At 45.5% G+C, this 23,427-nt stretch carries 21 protein-coding genes and 1 other annotated feature; of the genes, 18 read left to right on the plus strand and 3 right to left on the minus strand.

Translation table 11 applies throughout. The features are described 5' to 3' along the window. Positions 1 to 11 precede the first annotated feature (11 nt). On the minus strand, positions 12 to 1,691 hold the full coding sequence (locus tag MKY22_RS03235) for a formate--tetrahydrofolate ligase (RefSeq protein ID WP_290780415.1): 1,680 nt from the start codon (positions 1,689 to 1,691) through the stop codon (positions 12 to 14). 166 nt (positions 1,692 to 1,857) lie between these two features. Between MKY22_RS03235 and MKY22_RS03240 the strand changes: the two genes are divergently transcribed. The 5 genes from MKY22_RS03240 to MKY22_RS03260 all read left to right on the plus strand — a co-directional run bounded on the left by MKY22_RS03240 (position 1,858) and on the right by MKY22_RS03260 (position 6,105). Next, complete coding sequence (locus MKY22_RS03240; RefSeq protein ID WP_023467232.1) at positions 1,858 to 2,745, plus strand: carbohydrate ABC transporter permease; 888 nt, start codon at positions 1,858 to 1,860, stop codon at positions 2,743 to 2,745. Continuing rightward, positions 2,742 to 3,629 (plus strand): carbohydrate ABC transporter permease, encoded by an 888-nt coding sequence (locus tag MKY22_RS03245; protein ID WP_058703664.1) that lies wholly within the window; start codon positions 2,742 to 2,744, stop codon positions 3,627 to 3,629. Before MKY22_RS03240 ends, MKY22_RS03245 begins: the two co-directional genes overlap by 4 nt. Positions 3,630 to 3,772: 143 nt before the next feature. Beyond that, positions 3,773 to 4,020 (plus strand) — a binding site (T-box leader). Positions 4,021 to 4,086: 66 nt separating this feature from the next. Further along, on the plus strand, positions 4,087 to 5,061 hold the full coding sequence (gene asnA / locus MKY22_RS03250; RefSeq protein ID WP_029340849.1) for an aspartate--ammonia ligase: 975 nt from the start codon (positions 4,087 to 4,089) through the stop codon (positions 5,059 to 5,061). A gap of 170 nt (positions 5,062 to 5,231) precedes the next feature. After that, positions 5,232 to 5,453, plus strand: coding sequence for a hypothetical protein (locus MKY22_RS03255; protein WP_058703665.1), 222 nt, complete (start codon positions 5,232 to 5,234; stop codon positions 5,451 to 5,453). Between the two features lie 16 nt (positions 5,454 to 5,469). Next, positions 5,470 to 6,105, plus strand: coding sequence for a DedA family protein (locus MKY22_RS03260; RefSeq protein ID WP_149426856.1), 636 nt, complete (start codon positions 5,470 to 5,472; stop codon positions 6,103 to 6,105). 59 nt (positions 6,106 to 6,164) lie between these two features. On the opposite strand, the gene MKY22_RS03265 is transcribed toward MKY22_RS03260, so the two are convergent. Further along, positions 6,165 to 7,625 (minus strand): potassium/proton antiporter, encoded by a 1,461-nt coding sequence (locus tag MKY22_RS03265; RefSeq protein WP_023467237.1) that lies wholly within the window; start codon positions 7,623 to 7,625, stop codon positions 6,165 to 6,167. Between the two features lie 188 nt (positions 7,626 to 7,813). Between MKY22_RS03265 and MKY22_RS03270 the strand changes: the two genes are divergently transcribed. Next, on the plus strand, positions 7,814 to 9,094 hold the full coding sequence (locus MKY22_RS03270; RefSeq protein WP_341086636.1) for an ABC transporter substrate-binding protein: 1,281 nt from the start codon (positions 7,814 to 7,816) through the stop codon (positions 9,092 to 9,094). Positions 9,095 to 9,151: 57 nt separating this feature from the next. Here MKY22_RS03270 and MKY22_RS03275 read toward each other — a convergent pair whose 3' ends face one another. Then, positions 9,152 to 10,444, minus strand: coding sequence for an NCS2 family permease (locus tag MKY22_RS03275; RefSeq protein ID WP_286949796.1), 1,293 nt, complete (start codon positions 10,442 to 10,444; stop codon positions 9,152 to 9,154). Between the two features lie 197 nt (positions 10,445 to 10,641). Between MKY22_RS03275 and MKY22_RS03280 the strand changes: the two genes are divergently transcribed. From MKY22_RS03280 to MKY22_RS03335, 12 genes are all read left to right on the plus strand, one after another. Further along, positions 10,642 to 12,405, plus strand: coding sequence for a sensor histidine kinase (locus tag MKY22_RS03280; RefSeq protein ID WP_341086643.1), 1,764 nt, complete (start codon positions 10,642 to 10,644; stop codon positions 12,403 to 12,405). Then, positions 12,402 to 13,106 (plus strand): response regulator transcription factor, encoded by a 705-nt coding sequence (locus MKY22_RS03285; RefSeq protein ID WP_023467243.1) that lies wholly within the window; start codon positions 12,402 to 12,404, stop codon positions 13,104 to 13,106. Before MKY22_RS03280 ends, MKY22_RS03285 begins: the two co-directional genes overlap by 4 nt. 24 nt (positions 13,107 to 13,130) lie before the next feature. Further along, on the plus strand, positions 13,131 to 13,838 hold the full coding sequence (gene deoD / locus MKY22_RS03290) for a purine-nucleoside phosphorylase (RefSeq protein WP_023467244.1): 708 nt from the start codon (positions 13,131 to 13,133) through the stop codon (positions 13,836 to 13,838). Positions 13,839 to 13,938: 100 nt separating this feature from the next. Continuing rightward, a complete protein-coding gene (locus tag MKY22_RS03295) occupies positions 13,939 to 15,321 on the plus strand; it encodes an aldehyde dehydrogenase (RefSeq protein WP_214728510.1) in 1,383 nt (460 codons plus the stop codon). Positions 15,322 to 15,383: 62 nt separating this feature from the next. Beyond that, positions 15,384 to 16,553 (plus strand): CDP-glycerol glycerophosphotransferase family protein, encoded by a 1,170-nt coding sequence (locus MKY22_RS03300; RefSeq protein ID WP_214728564.1) that lies wholly within the window; start codon positions 15,384 to 15,386, stop codon positions 16,551 to 16,553. 16 nt (positions 16,554 to 16,569) lie between these two features. Next, positions 16,570 to 16,959 (plus strand): glycerol-3-phosphate cytidylyltransferase, encoded by a 390-nt coding sequence (gene tagD, locus MKY22_RS03305; protein WP_035412608.1) that lies wholly within the window; start codon positions 16,570 to 16,572, stop codon positions 16,957 to 16,959. Between the two features lie 52 nt (positions 16,960 to 17,011). After that, positions 17,012 to 18,166, plus strand: coding sequence for a CDP-glycerol glycerophosphotransferase family protein (locus MKY22_RS03310; protein WP_035412610.1), 1,155 nt, complete (start codon positions 17,012 to 17,014; stop codon positions 18,164 to 18,166). Between the two features lie 163 nt (positions 18,167 to 18,329). Then, a complete protein-coding gene (locus MKY22_RS03315; RefSeq protein WP_341086652.1) occupies positions 18,330 to 19,037 on the plus strand; it encodes a Crp/Fnr family transcriptional regulator in 708 nt (235 codons plus the stop codon). Positions 19,038 to 19,269: 232 nt separating this feature from the next. Next, positions 19,270 to 19,383 (plus strand): cytochrome C oxidase subunit II, encoded by a 114-nt coding sequence (locus tag MKY22_RS03320; protein ID WP_214728512.1) that lies wholly within the window; start codon positions 19,270 to 19,272, stop codon positions 19,381 to 19,383. A 12-nt stretch (positions 19,384 to 19,395) separates the two neighbouring features. Then, positions 19,396 to 19,866, plus strand: a complete 471-nt coding sequence (locus MKY22_RS03325) for a cytochrome c oxidase subunit II (protein WP_050678241.1) — start codon at positions 19,396 to 19,398, stop codon at positions 19,864 to 19,866. A gap of 1 nt (position 19,867) precedes the next feature. Continuing rightward, complete coding sequence (locus MKY22_RS03330; RefSeq protein ID WP_290780432.1) at positions 19,868 to 21,559, plus strand: b(o/a)3-type cytochrome-c oxidase subunit 1; 1,692 nt, start codon at positions 19,868 to 19,870, stop codon at positions 21,557 to 21,559. 225 nt (positions 21,560 to 21,784) lie between these two features. Next, a protein-coding gene (locus tag MKY22_RS03335; protein WP_341086024.1) for an IS3 family transposase occupies positions 21,785 to 23,346 on the plus strand; the annotation gives its coding sequence in 2 pieces (ribosomal slippage) (positions 21,785 to 22,415 and positions 22,415 to 23,346; 1,563 coding nt in all). Positions 23,347 to 23,427: the final 81 nt, after the last annotated feature.

The following is a 23,427-nucleotide window of genomic DNA, read 5'->3' on the forward strand; positions in this document are numbered from 1 at the left end:
TCATCCTCTCATCAAGAAAGTCCGAATACCTGTCCGTCTTCCGAAACGCCCATGTGGAAGGCGGCGGGAACTGCGGGTAATCCTGGCATCGTTAATACATTCCCAGTCAGTGCAACGATGAACCCTGCACCAACCGATGGTCGGATTTCGCGGACCGTGATCGTGAAGTCTTCGACACGACCATAACGAGCAGGGTCATCGGTTAAAGAAAATGGTGTTTTTGCCATACAAATCGGTAACTCATTCAAACCCATCTCCGTACACCGTTCGAGTTCGCGGAGTGCTTTGTCTTCAAAATGAACGTCGGCTGCACCGTAGACACGCTTTGCGATACGCTCGATTTTTTGACGAAGCGGTAAGACGTCAGGATACAGAGGGCGGAACTGGCTCGGTTCCTCAAGAGCTTGCATGACTTCCGTGACGAGTGCTTCACCGCCAGCTCCCCCTTTACTGAAGACTTCACTTTCCGCGACACGAATATTACGATCCTGACACCATTCTAGGATCATGTTCCGTTCTGCTTCCGTGTCGGTGAAGAAACGGTTCAAGGCAACAACGGCAGGGACGCCGAACAGACTCATCGTCTCGACGTGTTTTTCAAGTAACGCAAGACCATCTGTTAAGGCAGCGAGATTTTCTTCGCTGAGTTGCGTTTTGTCTACACCTCCGTGCATCTTCAAGGCACGCACCGTAGCGACGATAACGACGGCATCCGGGTGGAGTCCGCCAATCCGTGATTTGATGTTGAAGAACTTTTCGGCACCTAAATCGGCTCCGAATCCTGCTTCTGTGACAACGTAATCGCTTAGCTTCAGTGCAGTTTGGGTTGCAATCAAAGAGTTACAGCCATGTGCGATGTTCGCGAACGGTCCACCGTGAATCAGTGCTGGTGTTCCTTCGACGGTTTGAACGAGGTTCGGACGAAACGCATCTTTTAGAAGTAACGTCGCAGCTCCTGACGCCTGAATATTTTTGACCGTAACCGGCTGTTGATCGTACGTATAGGCGACGACGATGCGACTCAAGCGTTGTTCGAGATCCGTGATCGAGTCTGCTAGACAGAGGACCGCCATGATCTCGGAAGCGACCGTGATATCGAACCCATCTTGACGAGGCACGCCATGCGCAGGACCACCAAGACCAATCGTGACTTGGCGCAAGGCACGGTCATTCAAATCAAGAACGCGTTTCCAGACGATACGACGCGGATCGATGCCAAGGATGTTACCTTGATGCAGGTGATTGTCGAGCAAGGCACTGATTGTATTATGAGCAGATGTGATCGCATGCATATCGCCTGTGAAATGAAGATTGATCTCTTCCATCGGTAGGACTTGGCTATAGCCACCACCACACGCGCCACCTTTTAAGCCCATCGTCGGACCGAGTGAGGGTTCCCGTAAACAAATCATCGTCTTATGGTTTGCCCGATGCAATGCCTGTCCGAGTCCGACAGTGACGGTTGATTTTCCTTCACCGGCGGCTGTCGGATTGATGGCAGTGACAAGGATCAATTTACCGTCAGATTTCGTTGCCAATCGGTTCAACAGTCCGTCTGTCAACTTCGCTTTATACTTTCCGTACGTATCAAAATCCTCTTCTTGCAAACCAATTCGGTTCGCAATTTCTCGAATCGGGCGTAAGACGGTTTGTTGTGCGATTTCTAAGTCTGAACGAATGGTCTTTTCCATGGTATCGACTCCCTCTTTGATTGGATCTCTCTTTTTTCTAATAGTAGCGTATCTAGTGCGAACGCGCCAAAAGAAAACGTTCAATATTTTCCACCCAATGGGTCAAATGGTGACGTGTTCAAGTGCTAGAGAAAGACGTACTGTAGAGTGGAGGAGGGATGAAACAATGACATCTGGACAAAAGAAGTGGAAACGCGGTCTTGATTTTTGGCTCTTCGTCGGACCGGTCTTTCTTGTATTCGCAGTGATCGTGCTTGTACCGTTTTTCAATGGCGTCATGTATTCGTTCACGGATTGGAACGGTGTAACCGGAGAATTAAATTGGATCGGCTTTGATAACTATGTCCGTCTCTTTACGAGTGACGAGCAGTTCCAGCAGTCATTTTGGTTGACGACGAAATATACGGTCGTTGCCGTCATCTTAACGAATGTCGTTGGTTTCATCTTGGCGTTCTTATTGACACAAAATATTCGCACGCGTAATTTCTTACGAACGATTTTCTTCATGCCGAACTTGATCGGTGGGTTGATCCTCGGATTCGTTTGGCAGTTCATCTATGTCAAAGGCTTCGCATCGATTGGTGAATTGACAGGGTGGAGTATATTTGAACTTCCATGGTTAGGAGATGCCCGGACAGGATTCTGGGGTATCGTCATCGTTTCGATTTGGCAAGGTGGCGGTTACATCATGGTCATCTATATCGCAGCTCTACAAAACGTGCCACAAGAGCTGATTGAAGCAGCAAAAATCGATGGTGCCAATCGTCTCTCGACGTTACGGAACATTACGTTGCCACTGATCATGCCGTCGGTCACGATCTGTTTGTTCTTGACGATTTCATGGTCCTTCAAGTTATTCGATACGAACTTATCCCTAACGAATGGTGGACCATTCAAATCGACCGAAATGCTTGCTTTAAACATTTATAAAGAATCGTTTACGAACAATAATCTTGGACTCGGGTCAGCGAAAGCGATCATCTTCTTCGTTGTTGTCGCCGCGATTACAGTCACTCAAGTCTATCTGACGAAAAAACGGGAGGTGGAAGCATGAGTACGGCACAACCGTTACCCACTCCGCAAGAGGAGAAACCGAAGCGCTCTAAAAAGACGAGAGGTCGTTATTCATTCCGTCTTGGAACAGTCGAACTGGCAGCCTTATTGATGGGGCTTCTGTATATGATTCCGTTTTATTACGTCGTCTCGAATTCATTCAAGACGCAGGGAGATATCTTTACGAATACATCTGGCCTACCAAAGGAATGGATGACGTCCAACTATTCAGAAGCATGGGAAGCCATGAACTTCGGAAAAGTCTTTTTAAACTCCGTCATCATTACAGTCGGCGCTAACGCGGTCATCATCATCTTTTGTTCGATGGCAGCTTGGAAACTCGTCCGGACGAAAACACGCTTGTCGACGATCATCTTTTTCTTATTCGTTGCCGCGATGATCATTCCATTCCAGTCGATCATGATTCCCTTATCGAAACTGTCTGGTGATCTCGGATTGCAGAACAGTTATTGGGGATTGATTCTGATGTATCTTGGTTTTGGATCTGGATTATCAATCTTCTTATACCATGGATTCATGAAGTCGATTCCTGAAGAAATCGAGGAGGCAGCCATCATTGATGGTTGTTCACAATGGGGTGTATTCTGGCGTATCGTGTTCCCATTACTCAAACCGATCACGGTCACGATCATCATCTTGAACACGCTTTGGATTTGGAATGATTTCCTACTGCCATCGCTGATGTTACGAGACGTCGATTTACGAACGATTCCACTCGCGACGTTCTATTTCTTCGGTCAGTATACGAAGCAGTGGGACTTAGCACTTGCCGGACTCGTCCTCGGGATCATTCCGTTATTGTTGTTCTTCTTTGCCTTGCAAAAACAGATCATTCAAGGAATTACGAGTGGGTCGATCAAATAATTTTTGTAAGCGCGTTCTTGCTTCTGCGAGAACGCTTTTTTCATGTTTTACACGTCAGATTAATCTGACAACTTTTATTTTTTTTGAAAAAAGTCTTTTCAAACACTTGCGACCTGTTGTACGATGTTCTCAATTCAATTGTAACAACGACGTTGAAGGGAAGAGTAACACCTTGTACGACCGTATAGCGAGCTGGGGATGGTGAGAGCCCAGTCGGAAGCAAGATGCGAAGAACCTCCCGGAGTCGCTACCCGAACCCGAATGTAAGTAGGCGTAGCCGGAGTTGCCTGTCCGTTATCATATGGCCGAAGATGAAGTGATTCGTCTTTTGAGTGAGCAACATCGTTGCTAACATGGGTGGTACCGCGGAACCGAGTCTTTCGTCCCATATTCTTGGGAAAGAAGGGCTCTTTTTTATGGCTTCTTTTTCAAAACACAATTGAGGAGGAACACCACCATGACAACACTCGTATCGATGAAACACACACAGGAAGCTATCACACTCGTAAAGAAACGCTTTGAAGAACGCTTTTCGACGACACTCGGATTGACACGTGTCGAAGCACCATTGTTCGTAGAAAGCACACTCGGTGTCAACGATCATCTCAACGGCGTAGAGCGGATCATTCGCTTCGATGCCTTGGATCACACAGCAGATCTTGAAATCGTACAATCTCTTGCGAAATGGAAGCGTCAAGCGCTTCATACGTACGGATTTGAAGCGGGAGAAGGATTATACACGTTGATGCATGCGATTCGTCGCGATGAGATGCTGGATGCGACACACTCCATTCACGTCGATCAGTGGGATTGGGAACGGATCATTACGAAAGAACAACGGACGAGTGCTTATTTACAAGAAACGGTACAAGCGATCTATGCAACGATTCGCCAAGTCGAACAAGAAGTGGAAGCGGAGTATGGTATTTCGGCAATCTTACCGGAAACGATTCATTTCATGACGACACAAGAGCTAGAGGATGCGTATCCGACTCTTTCAACGAAAGAACGTGAAACGGAAGTCACGAAAGCATATGGCGCCGTTTTCCTCATGCAAATCGGTGGCGCACTGGCTTCAGGCGAGAAGCACGATGGTCGAGCGGCTGACTACGATGACTGGACACTCAACGGTGACATTTTAGTACACCACCCAGAAATCGGAGCATTCGAATTGTCTTCAATGGGAATTCGCGTTGATCGTGAAGCACTTTTAAAACAGACGGCGATTGCTCAAGAAGAGGATAAATTGGCGTTCCCGTTCCATCAAGGTGTGCTCGAAGAGCGTCTACCGTTAACGATGGGTGGAGGGATCGGTCAATCCCGTATGGCGATGTTCTTATTGAAAAAACGTCACATCGGTGAAGTCCAAGCTTCTGTCTGGTCAGAAGAGACGCGTAAAAGTCTTCAAGCGGAAGGCGTCCACTTGCTCTGACATATATATATAGTAAGAAAGCGTCAAAACAGGATGTTTTATAAAGTAAAGGGCATGCTTCGATTCAGAAGCGTGTTCTTTTTTTTAGGTTCGTAAGACCTCAGGCGGAGGAAAGACGTGTCGATTCCTGATAGAATGGGGATAACAATAAATAAGAAAGAGGTGAAGACATGTCTTCTTTATTGATCGTAGGATTACTCATCCCTGTATTATTCCTCGTATTCCTTTGGTTCAACATTAAAGGATTACGGACGATGTGGCGAGATTATAAACAGACAGGCTCAATCGTTGCACTCGGTTTCTTCATTGTCGGGATTATCGGAATCTTCACAGGCGTCTGGACGACGTTAGTCGTCATCATTTATTATCTCCTCCGTCCAGCGAGAGGATGAACGGAGGGTTAGTCGTATGTTGGAATGGTTGTTTTCAGCCGGAGAATCCAATCTCTGGCTGTTTTTAGGAATTATGATCGTTGGTCTTGGAACAGAATTGATTCCGGCAGAAGTGGGCTTACCGTTGCTCGGTCTATATGTGTCGAACGGAACGGTCAGCTGGACAGCTGCTGTTCTGGTCGGTTTTTTAGGAAGTCTGATGGGCGCGACGGTCTTTTATCTTCTAGGTCGTTATGCAGGTCGTCCGATACTTATCCGGTACGGCAAATGGTTACTGATTAAAGAAAAAGAAATTGAGCAAGGGGAGCGCATCGTCGGGAAATACGGAACATGGTCTGCTTTGTTCGGCCGCTTTTTCCCCGTCGTGCGCTCGGTCGTCTCGATTCCATGTGGTTTGTTTGGTCTTTCGTTCAAACGCTATTTACTCGCTTCAAGTATTGGACTTTTTCCGGTTTCCTTCTTTTACATCTGGGTCGGTGAACGATTCGGAGTAGAACGTGCCGAATCCATGCTAAAAGGATTAGAGCAGGAGTTATGGTGGATCTTAGGTGGAATCGTCGTGATTCTTGGTGGATACGTTCTCTACCGTCGTGCTAAAGCGAAGCGTAAAGAACAGAAGCAAGACACACAAACGAAACAACAAGATTCATGAATATGTAAAAAAACAACGCAGTGGATCTTCAGGATCCACTGCGTTGTTTCATGAACAGATCAAGCGGGAGGAAACAGGAATCGCTTCAGTGTCTTGATCCGATGTTTTGGGGTAAGGAGTAGTAACTGATCATTGCCTTCTAGGGCAGTGTCCCCACGTGGTGTAATGATTTGATCATCACGGATGATGGCTGTGATCAAAAATTCCTGAGGCAAATCAATCTCTGAGATCGTCGTTCCAATGAATGGATGGGACATCGGTAACGTCAATTCAATGATTTCCGCATTCGGTTTACCGATTGACATGAATTCAATGACGGTATGGATAGCAGAAGTCTGTGTTTCGTTCAGTCGTAACCGCTCGGAAAGGAACGTCAACATACTTCCTTGAATTAGCGTTGATAATAAGACTGTGAAAAACACGATATTGAAGATCATCGATGCATTCTCGATATCCGCAACGAGAGGATATGTCGCGAGAATGATCGGTACCGCTCCTTTTAGACCAGCAAAAGAAATGAAGACCTTCTCTTGCCACGAATAACGAAACGGAAGAAGACTCACCCAGACTGACAAAGGACGAGCGATGAAAATTAAGATCAGCGCCAACGCAATGGAAGACAGGATGACCTGGACATCGAGCAATTGTTTCGGAAAGACGAGCAGACCGAGCACGATGAACATTCCGATTTGGGCAAGATGCGCCATACTCATCGTAAAACGAACGAGTGTCTGTCGGTAGACGAGTTCATGATTACTGATGTAGATCGCTGTGACATAAACGGCTAAAAATCCACTGGCATGGAACGTATCAGCTAAACCGAAAGACAGGAAAGCAAACGACATGAGCATGATCGGATAAAAGCTAGAAGAGGACAAATCGATCCGATTGATCAAGGTCGAAGCTGCCCATCCGATGAACAAACCAATCAGAAGTCCCATCGCCATTTCCCAAACGAGTGATCCAAGTCCCGATAAGAGCGATGCTTCTTCAGGGTTTGTCACGAACTCAAGGAACAAGACAGTCAAAAAGACGGCCATCGGGTCATTCGTACCGGATTCAACTTCGAGTGTTGATCCGACTTTCCGTCGAATCGGCTGACCACTCAAGACAGAAAAGATAGCAGCGGCATCCGTCGAACCAACGATTGCCCCGAGTAAAAAAGCATTCGCCCAACTAAAGCCCAAAATATAATGGGAAGCAACGGCAACGATGGATGTAGCGATGAAGACCCCGAACGTCGCAAGCGAGAGGGAAGGGGCTAATTCATGACGCACTTCCTTCCAAACTGTTTGCAGACCACCCTCGAATAAGATGATGATGAGGGCGACGGTTCCAAGAAGCTGAGCCAGTTCTGCATCGTCAAAACGAATGAACCCCGTAATGTCGCTTCCAGCAATCATACCAAGGGCGATAAAAATCAGTAGAGCAGGAATATTCAGACGACTTGATAACTTCGTCGTCCAGACGGCGGCAAACAGCAATATACCAATCAATAAAATCGTGAGTTGCAAGGACATGGCATCAAACTCCTATTCCTAAAAGAATCTCTAGTTTCATGATACAACAATTCCGATGAAAAGACTCGGATAACGATTGTTCAATATTTTCCACCACACCGGACAACTTTCTCTCTCTTCATTGCAAGCGTTTTCATTTATTGTGAAGATGTAGCACGAAATGAAACGAAATCAGGGAGGGAATCCGAATGCGTAAAAGAAGATGGGCAACATTACCTGTCGTCACGACGGCGATGGTCGTCGCTTTGGCAGCATGTGGTGGCGGTACATTGAATAGCGATGACTCGAAAGATAGTGGTTCAAAAGACGGTAAGACGCTCAACGTATTCCAATTCAAGGCTGAAATCGCAAAAGACATGGAAAAGATGGCAAAAGCGTATGAAAAGGAAACCGGAACGAAAGTCGTTGTGCAAACAGTCGGTGGTGGATCGGACTATGGCGCGGCTCTGAAATCACAGTTCGCTTCAGGTAATGAACCAGATGTCTTTAACAACGGTGGCTTTACGGAAGCAAAGACATGGCAGGATAAGTTAGAAGATTTGTCAGATGAAAAGTGGGTCGGTGATCTAACGGAGCTATCAAAAGAGCCTATGACGATTGATGGTAAATTGTATGGTATGCCAATGAACCTTGAGGGGTATGGCTTTATCTACAATAAAGATATCTTCAAAAAAGCCGGTATCACGGAACTTCCGAAAACATTAACTGAATTGACGGAAGCTTCAAAGAAGCTGAAGGCTGACGGAGTGACGCCATTCTCGATTGGGTACGGGGAGTGGTGGATTCTCGGTAATCACCTGTTGAACATTCCGGTCGCACAGCAGGATGATCCAGATCAGTTCATCGCAGACTTGAATTCTGGAAAAGGAAAGTTCGAAGATAACAAACAGTTCAAGGATTTCATGAATCTATTTGATTTAACGATTGAGTACGGTAATAAAAATCCGTTAACGACGGATTACAACACACAAGTCTCTCAATTTGCTGAAGGTAAGACAGCGATGCTTCAACAAGGGAACTGGGCACAACAATTGATTACGGACGTCAATCCGGACATCAACATGGGCTTCATCCCGATGCCGATCAATGATGATAAAGAAAAAATGGACCGTCTTCCTGTTGGCGTACCAAACAACTGGGTCGTCAATAAGAACTCGAAGAACAAAGCAGAAGCGAAAAAATTCCTCGAGTGGATGGCGACGTCTGACACAGGAAAAGACTACATGGTCAATAAATTTAAATTCATCCCTGCCTTCAAATCAATCGAAGCGAAGGATCTAGGACCGCTTGCAGATGATATTCAAGCGTACTCGAAAGACGGAAAAACGATCTCATGGAACTGGTTCAAGTATCCGGATGGTGCTGTAAACGAGTTCGGAGCGATCATGCAAGCATATGTTGGTAAGCAAAAAACAGCTGACGAGATGCTGCAGGACTTCACGAAAACATGGGATAAAATGAAAAAATAAGAAGTGATTCAAAAAAACATGCCTGTTCCGATTAACTGACGGAACAGGCATGTTTTTTTATGATAAGAAGAATAATTGGATGAAGAAGAGAAGCGCGAACACATAGATGAGTGGATGGACACGCTCTTTTTGGATAGCTTTCATGATTGGATAGACGATGAAACCGAATGCGATACCGGTTGCGATGCTACCGGATAATGGCATGATCAAGATGACGAGGAAAGCCGTGAAAGCTTCGCTGAAATCATCCCATGGAATCTGTTTGATGTTTTGAATCATGAAGGCACCGACTAAAATCAATGCTGGCGCAGTAATCGCAGGGACGCTCGAAATCGATTGAACGAACGGTCCAAAGACGGCAGATAATGCGAATAGAATCCCGACCGTCACGGATGTGAGTCCAGTCCGTCCACCAGCAGCAACACCCGCTGCAGATTCTACGTAAGCGGTTGTGGGACTTGTTCCGAACAATGAACCAGCGACCATCGCAGTCGAATCAGATAATAGGGCACGTTCGCTGTTTTTCAATGATCCATCTTCTTCAATCAATCCAGCCTGTTCTCCGACAGCGACCATCGTACCTGTCGTATCAAACATCGTCACGAGAACGAAGGAGAGGACACCGCTGAACAGACCGTATTGGAACACGTCTTGAATGGCGTTGAACGGATTCGTGATGATCAATCCTTCTGGTAACGTCGGTAACGCAACGAAGGAATTGGAAAACTTCAATTCACCTGTCAGGAATGCAATCAATCCAGAGAGGATCATGGCATATAAAATAGCACCTGGTACACGTTTGATCGTCAAGATGGCTGCAACTAATAGTCCGATGAGTGTGATCAATGCTTCTGGTGACGTCAATGCGCCAATCGTGACGAGTGTATCTTCACTAGCGACGAGAATTCCTGACATCTTGAGACCAAGTGAAGCAATGAAAAGACCGATTCCACCTGTGATCGCAAGCTTTAATGTCATCGGAATGATTTCAATCAGCTTCGTACGGATTGGTGATAGTGATAACAATAAGAAAATGACACCAGCAACGAAGACAACTGAGAGTGCTGTCTGATATGGAATCTTTTCACCAACGACAAGTGTATAAGTAAAATACGCATTGAGTCCCATTCCGGGTGCGACTGCGATTGGTAGATTCGCATAAAGCCCCATCAGGAGCGTACCGATCAATGTCGCGATGATCGTCGCAGAAAATGCTTGGGCTTGGGGGATACCGGCATCTGCTAAAATCGTCGGATTGACGAGCAGAATATATGCCATCGTAATGAACGTCACGAATCCAGCTTGGATTTCACGTTTTACGGTTGTTTGATGTGCGGCAAGTTTAAACATGGGTAAAAGGACCACCTTCATAACAAATTGATTAAAAAACGAACATTGATGATATTATAGTAAAATTCATTCGGAATCAAGTCGAAACAAAAAAGAATTTTTTATAAGAATCATGAAAGAGAATATCAGGAAATGATGTAAGCGGATTCAAGGTTATGATACGATTGATTACAAGAAAAAGGATGGGGGCGCCTTTCATGAAAAGTATCCGGACACGTTTGATTCGTCTCGTCGTCCTAGCGATCTTGATTCCGACAGCCCTCGCGACATCGATCTCCTACTTGTATGTACGGCACCAAAACATTGAACAGGCAGAACGTTCTAGCCTGAACGTGTTGACGCGAGGAAATACACAGGTGACCCATTACATAGAGGATATCCGCCGTCTCTCGACAAGTCTGTATGCGAATCGTTCGTTGATGAACATCATGCGCGTCGGAGCAGATCAGGAATTAGACGAATCTGATGGAGTCGTTTCGCGGGCGATGTTAGGTCTGTTTTTATCACGTCAGGATATCGAGCAGTTACATTTCGTCATATTAAATGGTTATTCGGAGTATTCGGTCTACAACATGAAAACGACGAGTCGGGGAACGTTTGATTGGATGCAAGAAACGGATTATTTTCAATTGATGAAAGAAAAAAGTGGCTGGTTGATTGACGGAGCGCACACGATTGAACCATACAATGTGCACACGATGATTCTTGATGAGAAACAAGTCGTTAGTTTTCGTTATCGCATCGATCGTGTCGAAACAGATGAGCCACTCGGCTTCCTTTCAGTGGATATTCCAGTCCGTGTATTCGAACAACAGTTAAAACTGTTCGAGAATGATCCGGAAGAGTCGTTATGGTTGATGACAGAACAGCGTGTATTGGCACAGACTGGAGCAGAGATGGAACTACCGGTCGATCAATTCACTGGGCAGAGTGGGAGTTTACGTGTCGGAAAATCGTTCATCGTCTACTCAAAGACGATGACGAATGGCGTTCCACTCATACTCGTCAAACGGATTCCGTATGCGTCAGTCATCCAAGGGGCGAACGAAACGGCATTGATTCTTGTTTTGATCGGTCTCGTCTCACTGTTCGTCATGATCATTGCCGCAAGTCTCGTTGCCATGCAGATCACGAAACCAATCAAACAGTTGACAGCAAACGTCTGGCGAGTCGAACAAGGGGATTTATCAGCACCATTCGTTGCGACGACGAATGACGAGATTGGATTACTCAACCGTCAATTCCAACGCATGATTCAACGGATTGATCTTTTAATCAAACGGGAGTATCGACTGGCACTTGAAAACCGGACGAATGAGCTACGTGCATTACAATCTCAGCTCAATCCGCACTTCTTATTCAATGCCTTACAATCGATCGGAACGACGACGCTACAAGGAGACCGGAAGATCGCGTACCGCTCGATCACCGGATTATCACAAATGATGCGCTACTCGATGAATAATGAGCAGACGATCGTAACCCTAAAACAAGAAGTCGATCATCTTCAAGCGTATATTCGTTTGCAACAGCAACGTTTTCCGGAACGGTTCCGTTATATCGTTGACATCCCGTGGCATCTCAATGACATTGAAGTGCCGAAGATGATCTTGCAACCGTTCGCTGAAAATTACTTCAAACACGGATTTCGACAGCAATTAGCAGCGACAGAAAACTATCTCGCCTACAAAGTCCGGACGGATGGTGGACGTCTCATCATTCACATCGAGAATAGCGGCGCCGTCCTCGAAACAGGACGACTTGAAGAGATTGATCGAAAAATGCGCATGCATCGTAACCCAGAAGATCTCGAGACGAGCGGCATTGGTCTCCATAATATTTATGAACGACTCTTGATTTTTTACGGGGAGCAAGCCAATATGACGCTCTCTTCTTCAGCGGTAGAGGGAGGATTCAAAATCGTGATTCGGATTCCATATGAGAAGGGGGACTTGGCATGAACGTGTTGATCGTAGACGATGAACGACATGTACGGGAAGCGGTCAAATTGCTCGGAGAATGGGACAGTTGGCAGGTCTCACATATTTACGAGGCGGAACATGGGGAAGAAGCGAAACGATTACTGGATACTGGAACGATCGATTTAATGCTGACAGATGTCGAAATGCCTGGACTCGACGGATTAACATTACTAGAATGGACAAAAAATCATCATCCAAAGGTCGTCACGATCGTGCTGACAGGGTATGATGATTATACGTATATGCGACGTGCCATTTTGCATCAATCCTTTGATTATTTATTGAAGCCGGTTGATCCAGATGTACTCAATGATGCCTTGTCCCGCGCGATGGAATGTATCCATCCGGTAGTGGAATCAGGAGAAGCGATTGATCAAATCGCCAAATACATCGAAACGCATTATGCGGAAGAATTGACACTGCAATTCATGAGCGAACGGTTTTACTTGAGCCGAGAGTATATATCACGACGCTTCAAACAGCGTTTTTCCGTTAACTTATCTGATTATATTCAAACGATTCGCTTGAATCGAGCGAAGGAATTATTGAGTGAGACGGAAGCGCGCATTTACGAAATCGCACTTGAAGTCGGATATCAGGACGATAAGTATTTTCGGAAAGTGTTCAAAAAACAATTCGGTATGACACCGAATGAGTTTCGTGAATTGTTGTCGATTTAAACGACTATCGAGGAGGAATCGTACATGAGTGTACACATTAATGCAGCTGAAGGACAAATCGCCGAAACGGTCTTACTCCCAGGAGATCCGTTACGTGCTAAATACATCGCTGAGACGTTTTTAGAGGACGTCGTCCTTTATAACGAAGTTCGAGGCATGTATGGCTTCACAGGTACTTATAAAGGGAAAAAAGTCTCGGTTCAAGGAACAGGTATGGGTGTACCATCGATGTCAATCTATGCGAACGAACTTGTTCAGTCATATGGTGCGAAGAACTTGATCCGTGTCGGAACTGCCGGTGGGATCACGCCAGACGTTAAAGTTCGTGACGTCGTCATCGCGATGAGTGCTTCGCATGACATGGCACAGAACCGTGTCCGTTTTAATGGACTAGACTACGCACCGACAGCTTCTTTTGATCTGTTGCATAAAGCATATACAGCAGCTAAAGAACAAGGTATCGATGCAAAAGTTGGTCAAATCTTCACGACGGATCAGTTCTATCAAGATGATTTCCATCACTTCAAAAAATGGGCGGATTTCGGATGTCTCGCAATCGAGATGGAAGCGGCAGGTCTTTACACACTTGCAGCAAAACATAAAGTAAACGCACTGACGATCCTGACGATTTCAGATCATCTGTTGACAGGTGAAGAAACAACATCGGAAGAGCGCCAGACGACATTCAACGATATGATGAAAGTCGCGCTTGAGACAGCGATTCAATTATAAGAAGTAAGACGGAGAAGCCTCTCCGTCTTTTTTCATAGTCGAAAAGAGATATGGTAAGATAAAGGCAGTGTTATAGATCAGTTAAAGGGGAGATTTTCGGATGGAGACAACGATGACAGAGACAGTGCTTTCAGAGCGCCTTGAGACACAGCGTCACTTTTTCCAAACAGGTGCAACACGTAGTCTAGCTTTTCGCTTAAGCATGCTGACGTTCTTACGCCAAGCGATTGAAACGCATGAAGCCGCGATCTATGAGGCATTAAAACAAGATCTCAATAAAGGACAGCATGATGCTTTTACGACGGAAATCGGTTTCGTTTATGGAGAGATTCAACGGATGGAGCGACAACTCCGTCGACTGGCACGTCCAAAGCGTGTCGCAACACCGCTTCTGCATATCGGCTCAAAAAGTGAAATCCAGTACGAACCCTATGGCAACGTTCTTGTCATCGCGCCATGGAACTATCCTTTCCAGCTGGCACTTGCTCCGGTCATTGGTGCGATTGCAGCGGGGAATACGGTCGTCCTTAAACCATCCGAGCTGACACCGAACGTCTCTCGTGTATTACGAGAAGTTTTTGAAACGGCATTCCATGAACGATTCGGAATCGTCATAGAAGGAGATGCTGAAGTCAGTAGCGCTTTACTAAACGAGCGTTTTGATTATATCTTCTTTACGGGTTCCACACGCGTCGGAAAAATCGTGCATCAGGCTGCGGCGAAGCATTTAACACCGGTCACACTTGAACTGGGTGGGAAATCACCGACGATCGTTCACAAGGATGCGGATCTTCGTCTAGCAGCGAAGCGGATCGCATGGGGAAAGTGGCTGAATGCCGGACAAACATGTATTGCCCCGGATTACGTATTGATCCATGAAGACGTTAAAGAACGTTTTTTGCAGTTGATTGAAGAAGAAGCCTTTAAACAGTACGGGAATGGCGTCGGCGTCTCATCCTACGTCAAAATCGTATCGGACGATCATCTGAATCGCCTCAGCAGTTACTTGTCGCAAGGGACGATCGAATTCGGTGGACAAGTGGATCCGGAAACGCGTAAGATGGCGCCGACTGTCATGACGAATGTAGCGGTGGATGCTCCATTGATGCAAGACGAAATCTTTGGACCGATCTTGCCGGTATTGACATACCGTGAAGTCGAAGAGGTCATCGCGTTCGTTAACGATCGTGATAAGCCGCTTGCGCTTTATCTGTTCACAGAGAACAAAGCCGTCGAACATCGTATCCTTGAACGGATTTCATTCGGTGGCGGATGTGTCAATGACACGTTGATGCACGTCGCACAGCATCATCTACCATTTGGTGGAGTCGGGGCGAGTGGCATGGGTGGATATCATGGCAAGTATAGTTTCGAGACGTTCAGCCATCGTAAAGGAATCGTCAAAAACACGACGGCGTTCGATTTACCTTTCCGCTACATGCGAACAAATAGCAATTCCAAATGGATGCGCTTTTTGTTATGATGAGCTGTGATTAATTGACTTAAGAAGGAGCTCTTCACTTGAAAGATCAAGTAAAACAGTGGATGAAACGAACAGGCTTGATTGAACGCAGTCTGCGAACCATCATGAAAGTCTTTACGTGGTTGCCACAAAAATCAAATCGAGTCCTTTTCGAGAGTTTTCTCGGAAAGCAATATAGTGACAGTCCGCGTGCCATCTACGAATTGATGCGTACGATGCATCCGGAATGTGAGTTGATTTTTAGTAAACAACGAGGTGTTACGTTTCCACGAGACGTCAAGACGGTAGATCGGTTGACGTTTCGCTGGATTTATTTGCTCGCGACGTCACGGGTCTGGGTATCAAACAGTCGGTTACCGGGTTGGTTGATCAAACCGAAAAAAACGTATTATCTCCAGACATGGCACGGCACACCGCTCAAAAAGCTCGCGCTTGATATGGATGATGTCCAAATGGCGAATACGACGACGGAGCGGTACAAGCAAGGATTTAAGCAAGAGACTGCAAAATGGTCCGGCTTAATTTCCCCGAATGCCTACTCTAGTTCAATCTTTCGGCGAGCATTTGCTTTTGAAGGTGAGATGCTAGAAATTGGATACCCTCGAAATGATATATTTTATCAAGAGGCACGGCATGCTAAAATCAAAGAAGCAGTATATCGCCACTATGATATTGATCATTCAAAAAAAGTCTTGTTGTATGCACCAACTTGGCGAGATAATGCATTCGAAGGTCAAGGGAAATATTCATTTGAGCTACCTTTTTCGCTAAATGAATTTGAAAAGCGATTTGGGGATGAATACGTTCTGCTTGTCCGAATGCACTATTTAGTCGGAAGTCGTCTCGACGTCACTGCTTATCCATCCGTTCGAAATACATCGGACTACCCGGATATCGCGGAGCTCTATCTGGCGTCGGACGCCTTGATCACGGATTATTCTTCTGTCATGTTTGATTTTGCGCACTTATCTCGTCCGATTTTATTCTATACGTATGATTTAGAACATTATCGAGATCAGTTGCGTGGATTTTACTTCGATTTTGAGCAGGAGGCACCGGGACCATTGTTGTCGACTGAAACAGCACTGTTTGAAGAGCTGAACCAGTTAGATGATTGGCACACACGGTATGCGTCAGCATTTCGAGCGTTCCAAGAGACGTATTGTCAATGGGATGATGGACAGGCTTCAGAACGGGCGATGAAGACGATCATAAAGAGAATTCACGGATAAAAGGGAGAGCAGAATCATGAAGAAGGTTATTACGTACGGAACATTTGATTTATTACACTGGGGTCATATCAACATCTTAAAACGCGCAAAAGCGATGGGAGACTATCTTATCGTTGCGATTTCAACGGACGAATTCAATCGTTTGAAACATAAGCAGTCCTACCATAATTTCGAGAATCGAAAGATGATTCTTGAAGCCATCCGTTATGTGGATGAAGTCATTCCGGAAAACAGCTGGGATCAAAAAGTAGAAGATGTGAAGAAGCATAACGTCGACCTCTTCGTCATGGGTGATGATTGGAAAGGCGAGTTCGATTTCTTAAAAGAGCATTGTGAAGTCGTTTACCTTAGCCGAACTGAGGGTATTTCTACGAGTCAGATTAAAACGGAATTAGCTTCGAAGTGATTGAAGAGGAGACCACACGACGACGTGCGGTCTTTCTTCGTAGAAGGGCAGGATGAAAGTGGTTAGAGAAGGAATCGTATGGGTCTATTTATTGTTGTTTCGTATTTGTTATGGTGTCTTTCGGTTGTTACCGCTTCGCCCCGTCACTTTATTTTGGATGACATACGGGGATAACGCAAAACCTGTTAATGATCGCTTGGCGCAGGAATTGCCAAATGAGAAACGGTATCTGGTATATGATCACCATTTCATGAAGCAGCCGGATTTATGGAAGTCAGACCGAATGCTTCGCTTTCGTCGATTACGGTTCGTCAGACTCGCATATTTACTTGCGACCTCCCGGACGGTTTTCGTCGATAATTATGTTGCGGAATTCAGTGTTGCTAAAACGCGACGTGGAACACGACGTATCCAGCTATGGCATGCCGGCGGAACGTTAAAGCAGTTTGGACTAACTTCTTCGAAAAGCCTGTTCGTATCGGAACGGATACGAAATCGGTTCCGACGTGTCTATCAGGAATATGGTGATTTCATCGTGCCGGGGATGCGTTGTGCGACACAATTCATGGCACCGCATGATTTAAAACGATCTCATTTTAAACCGTTCGGCATGCCACGGACGGATTATTGGTATGATGAGGTTCAGCGGGAACATCGGGCGCTTGATTTAAAAGAACGTTATGTAAAACCCGACCGCCGGATTCTATTGTATGCCCCGACTTACCGCGAATATAAAGGAACGGAAGATCACACGATTCAACAATTTGAACAACTGGCTAAAACAGGCTGGACGATTCTTGTTAAGTTACATCCGACGATCCGAGCGCTTTCGACCTATCGTTCCGCCCATATACATCTTGTGGATGACACGTATCAGATCAATGATTATTTGCTCATCACGGATGTTCTGGTGACCGACTATTCGTCGATTCCATTTGAAAGCTGTCTTCTTGAGGTTCCAACGTTCTTATACACACCGGACATCGATACATATCGACAACTACCAGGACTTGTCGATCAGTATCCAAAACCATTACCGGTGCGACAGACGGAGCAGATGGCGCAATTGATGGAGTGGATCGTGTCTGACGCGATACTTGAAGAGTGCCGTCAGCACATGCAAGAATTCCAAACAAGTTGGTATGATCACCCACCAGGTCAAGCAGTTGAACGAATCGTTCATCATTATTACGGAACAGGTATGTAATACTATATCTGACGATTGCTTTAGTTTTAGAAAGCGGTCGTCAGATACTTTTTCAAAAATAATGTGAAAAATTGAACAAAGTTTGACAATCTTTTGAAAATCCATTCTTTTGAACTGTGATGTTCTATACTAAAAGCAGAAGAAAAGGAGAGGAGAAATGGATATGCTGACTTGTGGAACGACTGAAGCGAATACATTCATCTTATCACCTGAGACAAGAACGTTACTAGAGAGCTTCATGACGGAAACGACGTTCAAAAAGGATTCCATCGTCTGTTGGGAAGGGGAAATGAACGACAAGTTGTTTTATGTGAAACAAGGAGGCGTCAAACTATCGAAGTTGACGAAAAAAGGCAGTCCATTACTGATGTTCTTATATTTCAAAGGGGATCTATTTGGTGAATTTGATGTAGGAGAAGCTTTTCCGAGTTCATACAGTATCGAGACGATGGAGGATAGTATCATCGGTTTCCTCTCAAAAGAAAAATTAGAGGAACTCATGAGAAAGGATGGTACTTTTGCGCTTGAGATCATGCGGTGGCAAGCATTGATGCGGAAACAGACGGAGACTAAATTGCGCGACTTGCTATTGTTCGGAAAACCGGGTGCGTTAGCTTCGACGTTACTTCGTCTCATCGCGATGGAAGGGGGACAAGTAGGAGAAACCTACCGTCTTGCAAAACGTCCATCCGATGGGGAGTTTGGTCAATTGATTGGCGCACCGCGTGAAACGGTCAATCGGATGTTCTCCCAGTGGAAAAAAGAAGGTGTCATTTCGATGACGCCAAAAGAAATCATCATTCATGATGCACAATATCTGCGTGATCTGTGTCATTGTGAAGGATGCCCAGCAGGTGTTTGTCGAATTTAATAGATAGTGTACAAACAATTCAAACGTGAAGCAGAATTTTCTGCCTCATGTATGGATTGTTTTTTTTGTAGATGAGTCGTGCCTCCTTCTCTTGTTCAGATGTGAACTTTTTGTGTGTTTTTAGAAAGAAAAGTGCGGATTCTTCACATTTGAAGTGATATATATCACAGTTTCCGAACTTGCTGAATTCTTACAATAAAGACAAGTTCAAAGCAGGAGAGGAGTAATCACCATGGACCAAAAATCAGAATCAAACCTCAAAGGAACATTTATTGCCGTCCTGATCGTAGCAGGTGTCATCATCGGGATGTGGAGTTCAATCTTTCTATTGTTCATATCACGTTAAGGGGGAATCACGATGCACATTCATCGTTTAGAAAAAATTTGGCTGATCTTCGGAGTAGCGATGCTAGCGGTCTTCTTGACCATCATCGGTGTATCCGCTTTTGCATCGGGCAATCAACCACCATCCGATGCGACATTGATTGATCCGACGAAAGTCGATCAGACGAAACCGTTTGATAAACCAGGACTAAAAAAGATTGATGATGACCGATACGAAGCGGTCATCGTTTCACAAGCTTTTCAGTTTACACCAAAAGATATGGTCATACCTAAAGGGGCGACAGTCGATTTTCTCGTGACATCGAAGGACGTCGTTCATGGATTTGAAATCGTTAAGACGAACGTCAACATGATGGTCGTTCCCGGACATATTAATTCGATTGAGTATACGTTCAAGGAAGCAGGCGAATATCTCGTCGTATGTAATGAATATTGTGGTAATGCCCATCATATGATGGCAACGAAAATCAAGGTGGTGGAATAAGATGAATGCCATTTCAAAAAAATTAAGACAGTTCGAGATGGAGCGTGGTCTGCCTGCTACCGTCATCGGAATTAAGGAAGCGAAGCTCGCTTTCGCACATGTTAGTTTTTCACTTGTCGCCTTATTGATTGGTGGTTTATGTGGATTGTTGCAAACGATGGTGCGGACAGGTGTCATTCCAGAAATTGCTGGAGTCGGCTACTATGAGCTTCTCACTGCCCACGGGTTAATGCTTGCAATCGTCTTTACGACGTTATTCATTTTCGGATTATTGTTCTCATTTTTAGGTCAATCGTTCGGACGATTCGAAGAGTTTCCGCGACGTCTCGGATGGGTCGGATTCTGGTTCATGATTCTTGGTGTCGTCCTCGTCACGTGGATGGTGCTTGCAGGAGAAGCTTCCGTCCTCTATACATTCTATGCACCACTCAAGGCACATCCAGTATTTTATATTGGACTCGTCATCTTCGTCGTCGGAACGTGGATTGCTTCTGGTGCCATGTTCCGTATGTATGCTGATTATAAACGGGAACACCCTGGCGTTCATCCACCACTTCAAGCATACATGAGTATTATGACTGCCTTATTATGGGTGGTTGCGACACTCGGCGTAGCAGCGACGATTCTCTTTCAACTCCTTCCTTTATCTCTTGGTTGGACAGATAAGGTCGGGATCGAGCTATCCCGAACGCTATTTTGGTACTTTGGTCATCCACTCGTCTATTTTTGGTTATTACCTGCTTATATCGTTTGGTATACGGTCATTCCGAAAATCGTTGGTGGGAAGATTTTTTCTGACGCGTTAGCGCGAATGTCATTTTTATTGTTCTTACTTTTTTCATTCCCAGTTGGTTTTCACCATCAATTGTTAGAGCCGGGGATTTCTGCATTTTGGAAGTATGTCCAAGTCGTTTTGACATTCCTCGTCATCATCCCATCATTGATGACTGCCTTCTCGATGTTTGCGACATTCGAGCTAGCGGGTCGCCGTAAGGGAGCAACTGGCATATTTGGTTGGGTGAAGAAAATGCCATATCGCGACGTCCGGTTCCTTGCACCGTTCATCGGGATGTTGTTCTTCATTCCAGCAGGTGCAGGTGGTGTCATTAATGCATCGCATCAGCTGAACATCATCGTTCACAACACATTGTGGGTTACGGGACACTTTCATATCACGGTCGGTGCCGCCGTCGCACTGACGTTCTTCGGAACAGCCTACTGGCTTGTCCCGCTCTTACGTGGTCGAACGTTAACAGCAGCAATGAATCGTCTTGGACTTATTCAAACGGCTGCCTGGACGATCGGAATGCTCTTCATGTCGACTGCGATGCACATCTCAGGATTACTCGGTAATCCACGACGGACGGGACCAGCCACCTACTTCAAGGATTCAATCGTCGCTGACTGGATTCCATATCATGTCGCAATGGCGATCGGCGGAACGATTTTATTCATCTCGATTCTGCTATTCCTCTATGCGATGTTCCAACTTGCATTCCGAGCGCCAAAAGGAACGGAAGAATTTCCGATTGCTGAAACGGAAGAAGAGGCGATGGCAACGCCACTCTTCTTTGAAAATTGGAAGCTATGGATTTTCGTGACGTTCGCTTTGATTGCGTTTGCGTACACGGTACCGATTTGGCATATGATTGAAAATGCCCCTCCAGGAGCTCCCGGATGGAGACTCTGGTAAGACAGTGAAGAGGGGACTGACTCAAAAAAAGAATGACGCGTCATTACACACCATTTCCTCAGGTGAGACACAAGCCAGTTTTCCTGCTTCATTTAAGCAGGAAAACTGGCTTGTTTGTCTCTGACAACGCATAAATACGTTTTTTCCTGTAGGAGTGATATGCTCCCCAAAAAGTAGACAGTTGAAATAACAAAAACTGTCTACTTTTTGAAGGGAGCTTTTTCTATGACTAAATCTAAGTTTTCGTCAGATGAAAAACTACGAATTATTAAGATGTGTGAAGACCGAATCGACTCGATCAAATCGATTGCCTCGCTCTTCGAGCTTTCAGTCACCACCTTAAATAGATGGAGGACAAAATATCGTACGGGCGGCTCCATGGCACTTCGTAATCGAACAGAGTGGACGCGTTATCCGGAAGAACTGAAGATGAAGGCTATACGTGCAGTACTCGACCAAAAGGAATCGCTTATTAGCGCTACGGCACGGTTTGATATCTCGGATAGAAGCCTACTTGCGAAGTGGATAGAGAGGTATACTAGTCATAGTACTCAAGGGAAACCATTGAAGGAGCGATCCACTATGACTAAAGGTAGAACCACTACATTCGAAGAGCGTGTCCAGGCAGTCATGGACTGTATACAGAACAGAAAAGACTATCAAAGCATCATGAAGACCCATCGGGTCTCGTACCAACAAATTTATAGCTGGGTAAGAAAGTTCGAGAAGGACGGAATCGACGCACTGATGGACCGTCGCGGACGTCAGAAGCCAGTAGAAGAATTGACGGATACAGACCGTTTGGCGTTGGATCTGAAACGACTCGAGAAAGAAAATGAGCGTCTACGCATGGAGAACGATTTCTTAAAAAAGTTAGAGGAGATCGAGAGGAGGTCACGTTAAGTCAAATTCGTCTTCAAGATAAATATGAAGCCATTCAATCATCGGTAGAGCAATTTGGTTACCCGATCATCGCCCTGTGTCACCTCGCTGGAGTCTCGCGCGCTGCCTACTACAAGTGGTTACGCCGGATTGGTATACCACAGACTCGTGAGACGGAGAACATGAAAATCATCGAAGAGATGAACGAGATCCACCTTACGGTGAACGGAATCTATGGCTACCGACGGATGACATTGAACCTGAAACGTCGTTTCGGAAGAAACGTCAACGCGAAGCGTGTCCGTCGCCTGATGCATGTCGCCGGTATTCATTGCGTCATACGCCGGAAACGTCCTTTGTATATTCGTAATCGCCCTCAACAGACTGCAGAGAACATTCTGAACCGTGATTTCAACGCCGCAGGACCGAACCAAAAATGGGTGACGGATGTCACGGAACTGAAGTATGGCGCCTCTCAGAAGGCGTATTTGAGCGCCATTCTGGACCTATATGATGGATCCATCCGTGCCTTCGTTCTTGGGCATTCCAATAATAATCAGCTTGTGTTCGATACTCTTGAACACGCCCTACAGGGCGCATCCGGAAGTCGTCCCTTGCTTCATAGTGATCGAGGATTTCAATATACTTCTCATGCGTTTCGTCATATGACACGCGTGGCAGGCATTACACAAAGTATGTCTCGGGTTGGAAGATGTATTGATAACGGACCGATGGAGTCCTTTTGGGGAGCGTTGAAGTGCGAAAGTTATTATCTACATAAGTTTGCGGAGTTCGACGAACTCCGACTCGCAATCCAGAAATATATTTACTTCTACAATGAAGAACGATATCAACAACGATTAAACGGCTTGGCTCCATTAGAATACAGAGCGCAAGCCGTTTAAAGGATTTTTATTATTTGTCCTGTTTACTTGACAGGGAGCAGTTCAGAGTTGCGTGTGACGCGTCATTCTTTTTATTACGAG

This window comes from Exiguobacterium sp. FSL W8-0210 (assembly GCF_038006045.1).
GTDB lineage: Bacteria > Bacillota > Bacilli > Exiguobacteriales > Exiguobacteriaceae > Exiguobacterium_A.

Coding starts and splice junctions, on each gene's coding strand:
- MKY22_RS03235 (WP_290780415.1), bottom strand. CDS start 1,691: ATGGAAAAGACCATTCGTTCAGACTTAGAAATCGCACAACAAACCGTC.
- MKY22_RS03240 (WP_023467232.1), top strand. CDS start 1,858: ATGACATCTGGACAAAAGAAGTGGAAACGCGGTCTTGATTTTTGGCTC.
- MKY22_RS03245 (WP_058703664.1), top strand. CDS start 2,742: ATGAGTACGGCACAACCGTTACCCACTCCGCAAGAGGAGAAACCGAAG.
- asnA (WP_029340849.1), top strand. CDS start 4,087: ATGACAACACTCGTATCGATGAAACACACACAGGAAGCTATCACACTC.
- MKY22_RS03255 (WP_058703665.1), top strand. CDS start 5,232: ATGTCTTCTTTATTGATCGTAGGATTACTCATCCCTGTATTATTCCTC.
- MKY22_RS03260 (WP_149426856.1), top strand. CDS start 5,470: ATGTTGGAATGGTTGTTTTCAGCCGGAGAATCCAATCTCTGGCTGTTT.
- MKY22_RS03265 (WP_023467237.1), bottom strand. CDS start 7,625: ATGTCCTTGCAACTCACGATTTTATTGATTGGTATATTGCTGTTTGCC.
- MKY22_RS03270 (WP_341086636.1), top strand. CDS start 7,814: ATGCGTAAAAGAAGATGGGCAACATTACCTGTCGTCACGACGGCGATG.
- MKY22_RS03275 (WP_286949796.1), bottom strand. CDS start 10,444: ATGTTTAAACTTGCCGCACATCAAACAACCGTAAAACGTGAAATCCAA.
- MKY22_RS03280 (WP_341086643.1), top strand. CDS start 10,642: ATGAAAAGTATCCGGACACGTTTGATTCGTCTCGTCGTCCTAGCGATC.
- MKY22_RS03285 (WP_023467243.1), top strand. CDS start 12,402: ATGAACGTGTTGATCGTAGACGATGAACGACATGTACGGGAAGCGGTC.
- deoD (WP_023467244.1), top strand. CDS start 13,131: ATGAGTGTACACATTAATGCAGCTGAAGGACAAATCGCCGAAACGGTC.
- MKY22_RS03295 (WP_214728510.1), top strand. CDS start 13,939: ATGGAGACAACGATGACAGAGACAGTGCTTTCAGAGCGCCTTGAGACA.
- MKY22_RS03300 (WP_214728564.1), top strand. CDS start 15,384: ATGAAACGAACAGGCTTGATTGAACGCAGTCTGCGAACCATCATGAAA.
- tagD (WP_035412608.1), top strand. CDS start 16,570: ATGAAGAAGGTTATTACGTACGGAACATTTGATTTATTACACTGGGGT.
- MKY22_RS03310 (WP_035412610.1), top strand. CDS start 17,012: ATGAAAGTGGTTAGAGAAGGAATCGTATGGGTCTATTTATTGTTGTTT.
- MKY22_RS03315 (WP_341086652.1), top strand. CDS start 18,330: ATGCTGACTTGTGGAACGACTGAAGCGAATACATTCATCTTATCACCT.
- MKY22_RS03320 (WP_214728512.1), top strand. CDS start 19,270: ATGGACCAAAAATCAGAATCAAACCTCAAAGGAACATTTATTGCCGTC.
- MKY22_RS03325 (WP_050678241.1), top strand. CDS start 19,396: ATGCACATTCATCGTTTAGAAAAAATTTGGCTGATCTTCGGAGTAGCG.
- MKY22_RS03330 (WP_290780432.1), top strand. CDS start 19,868: ATGAATGCCATTTCAAAAAAATTAAGACAGTTCGAGATGGAGCGTGGT.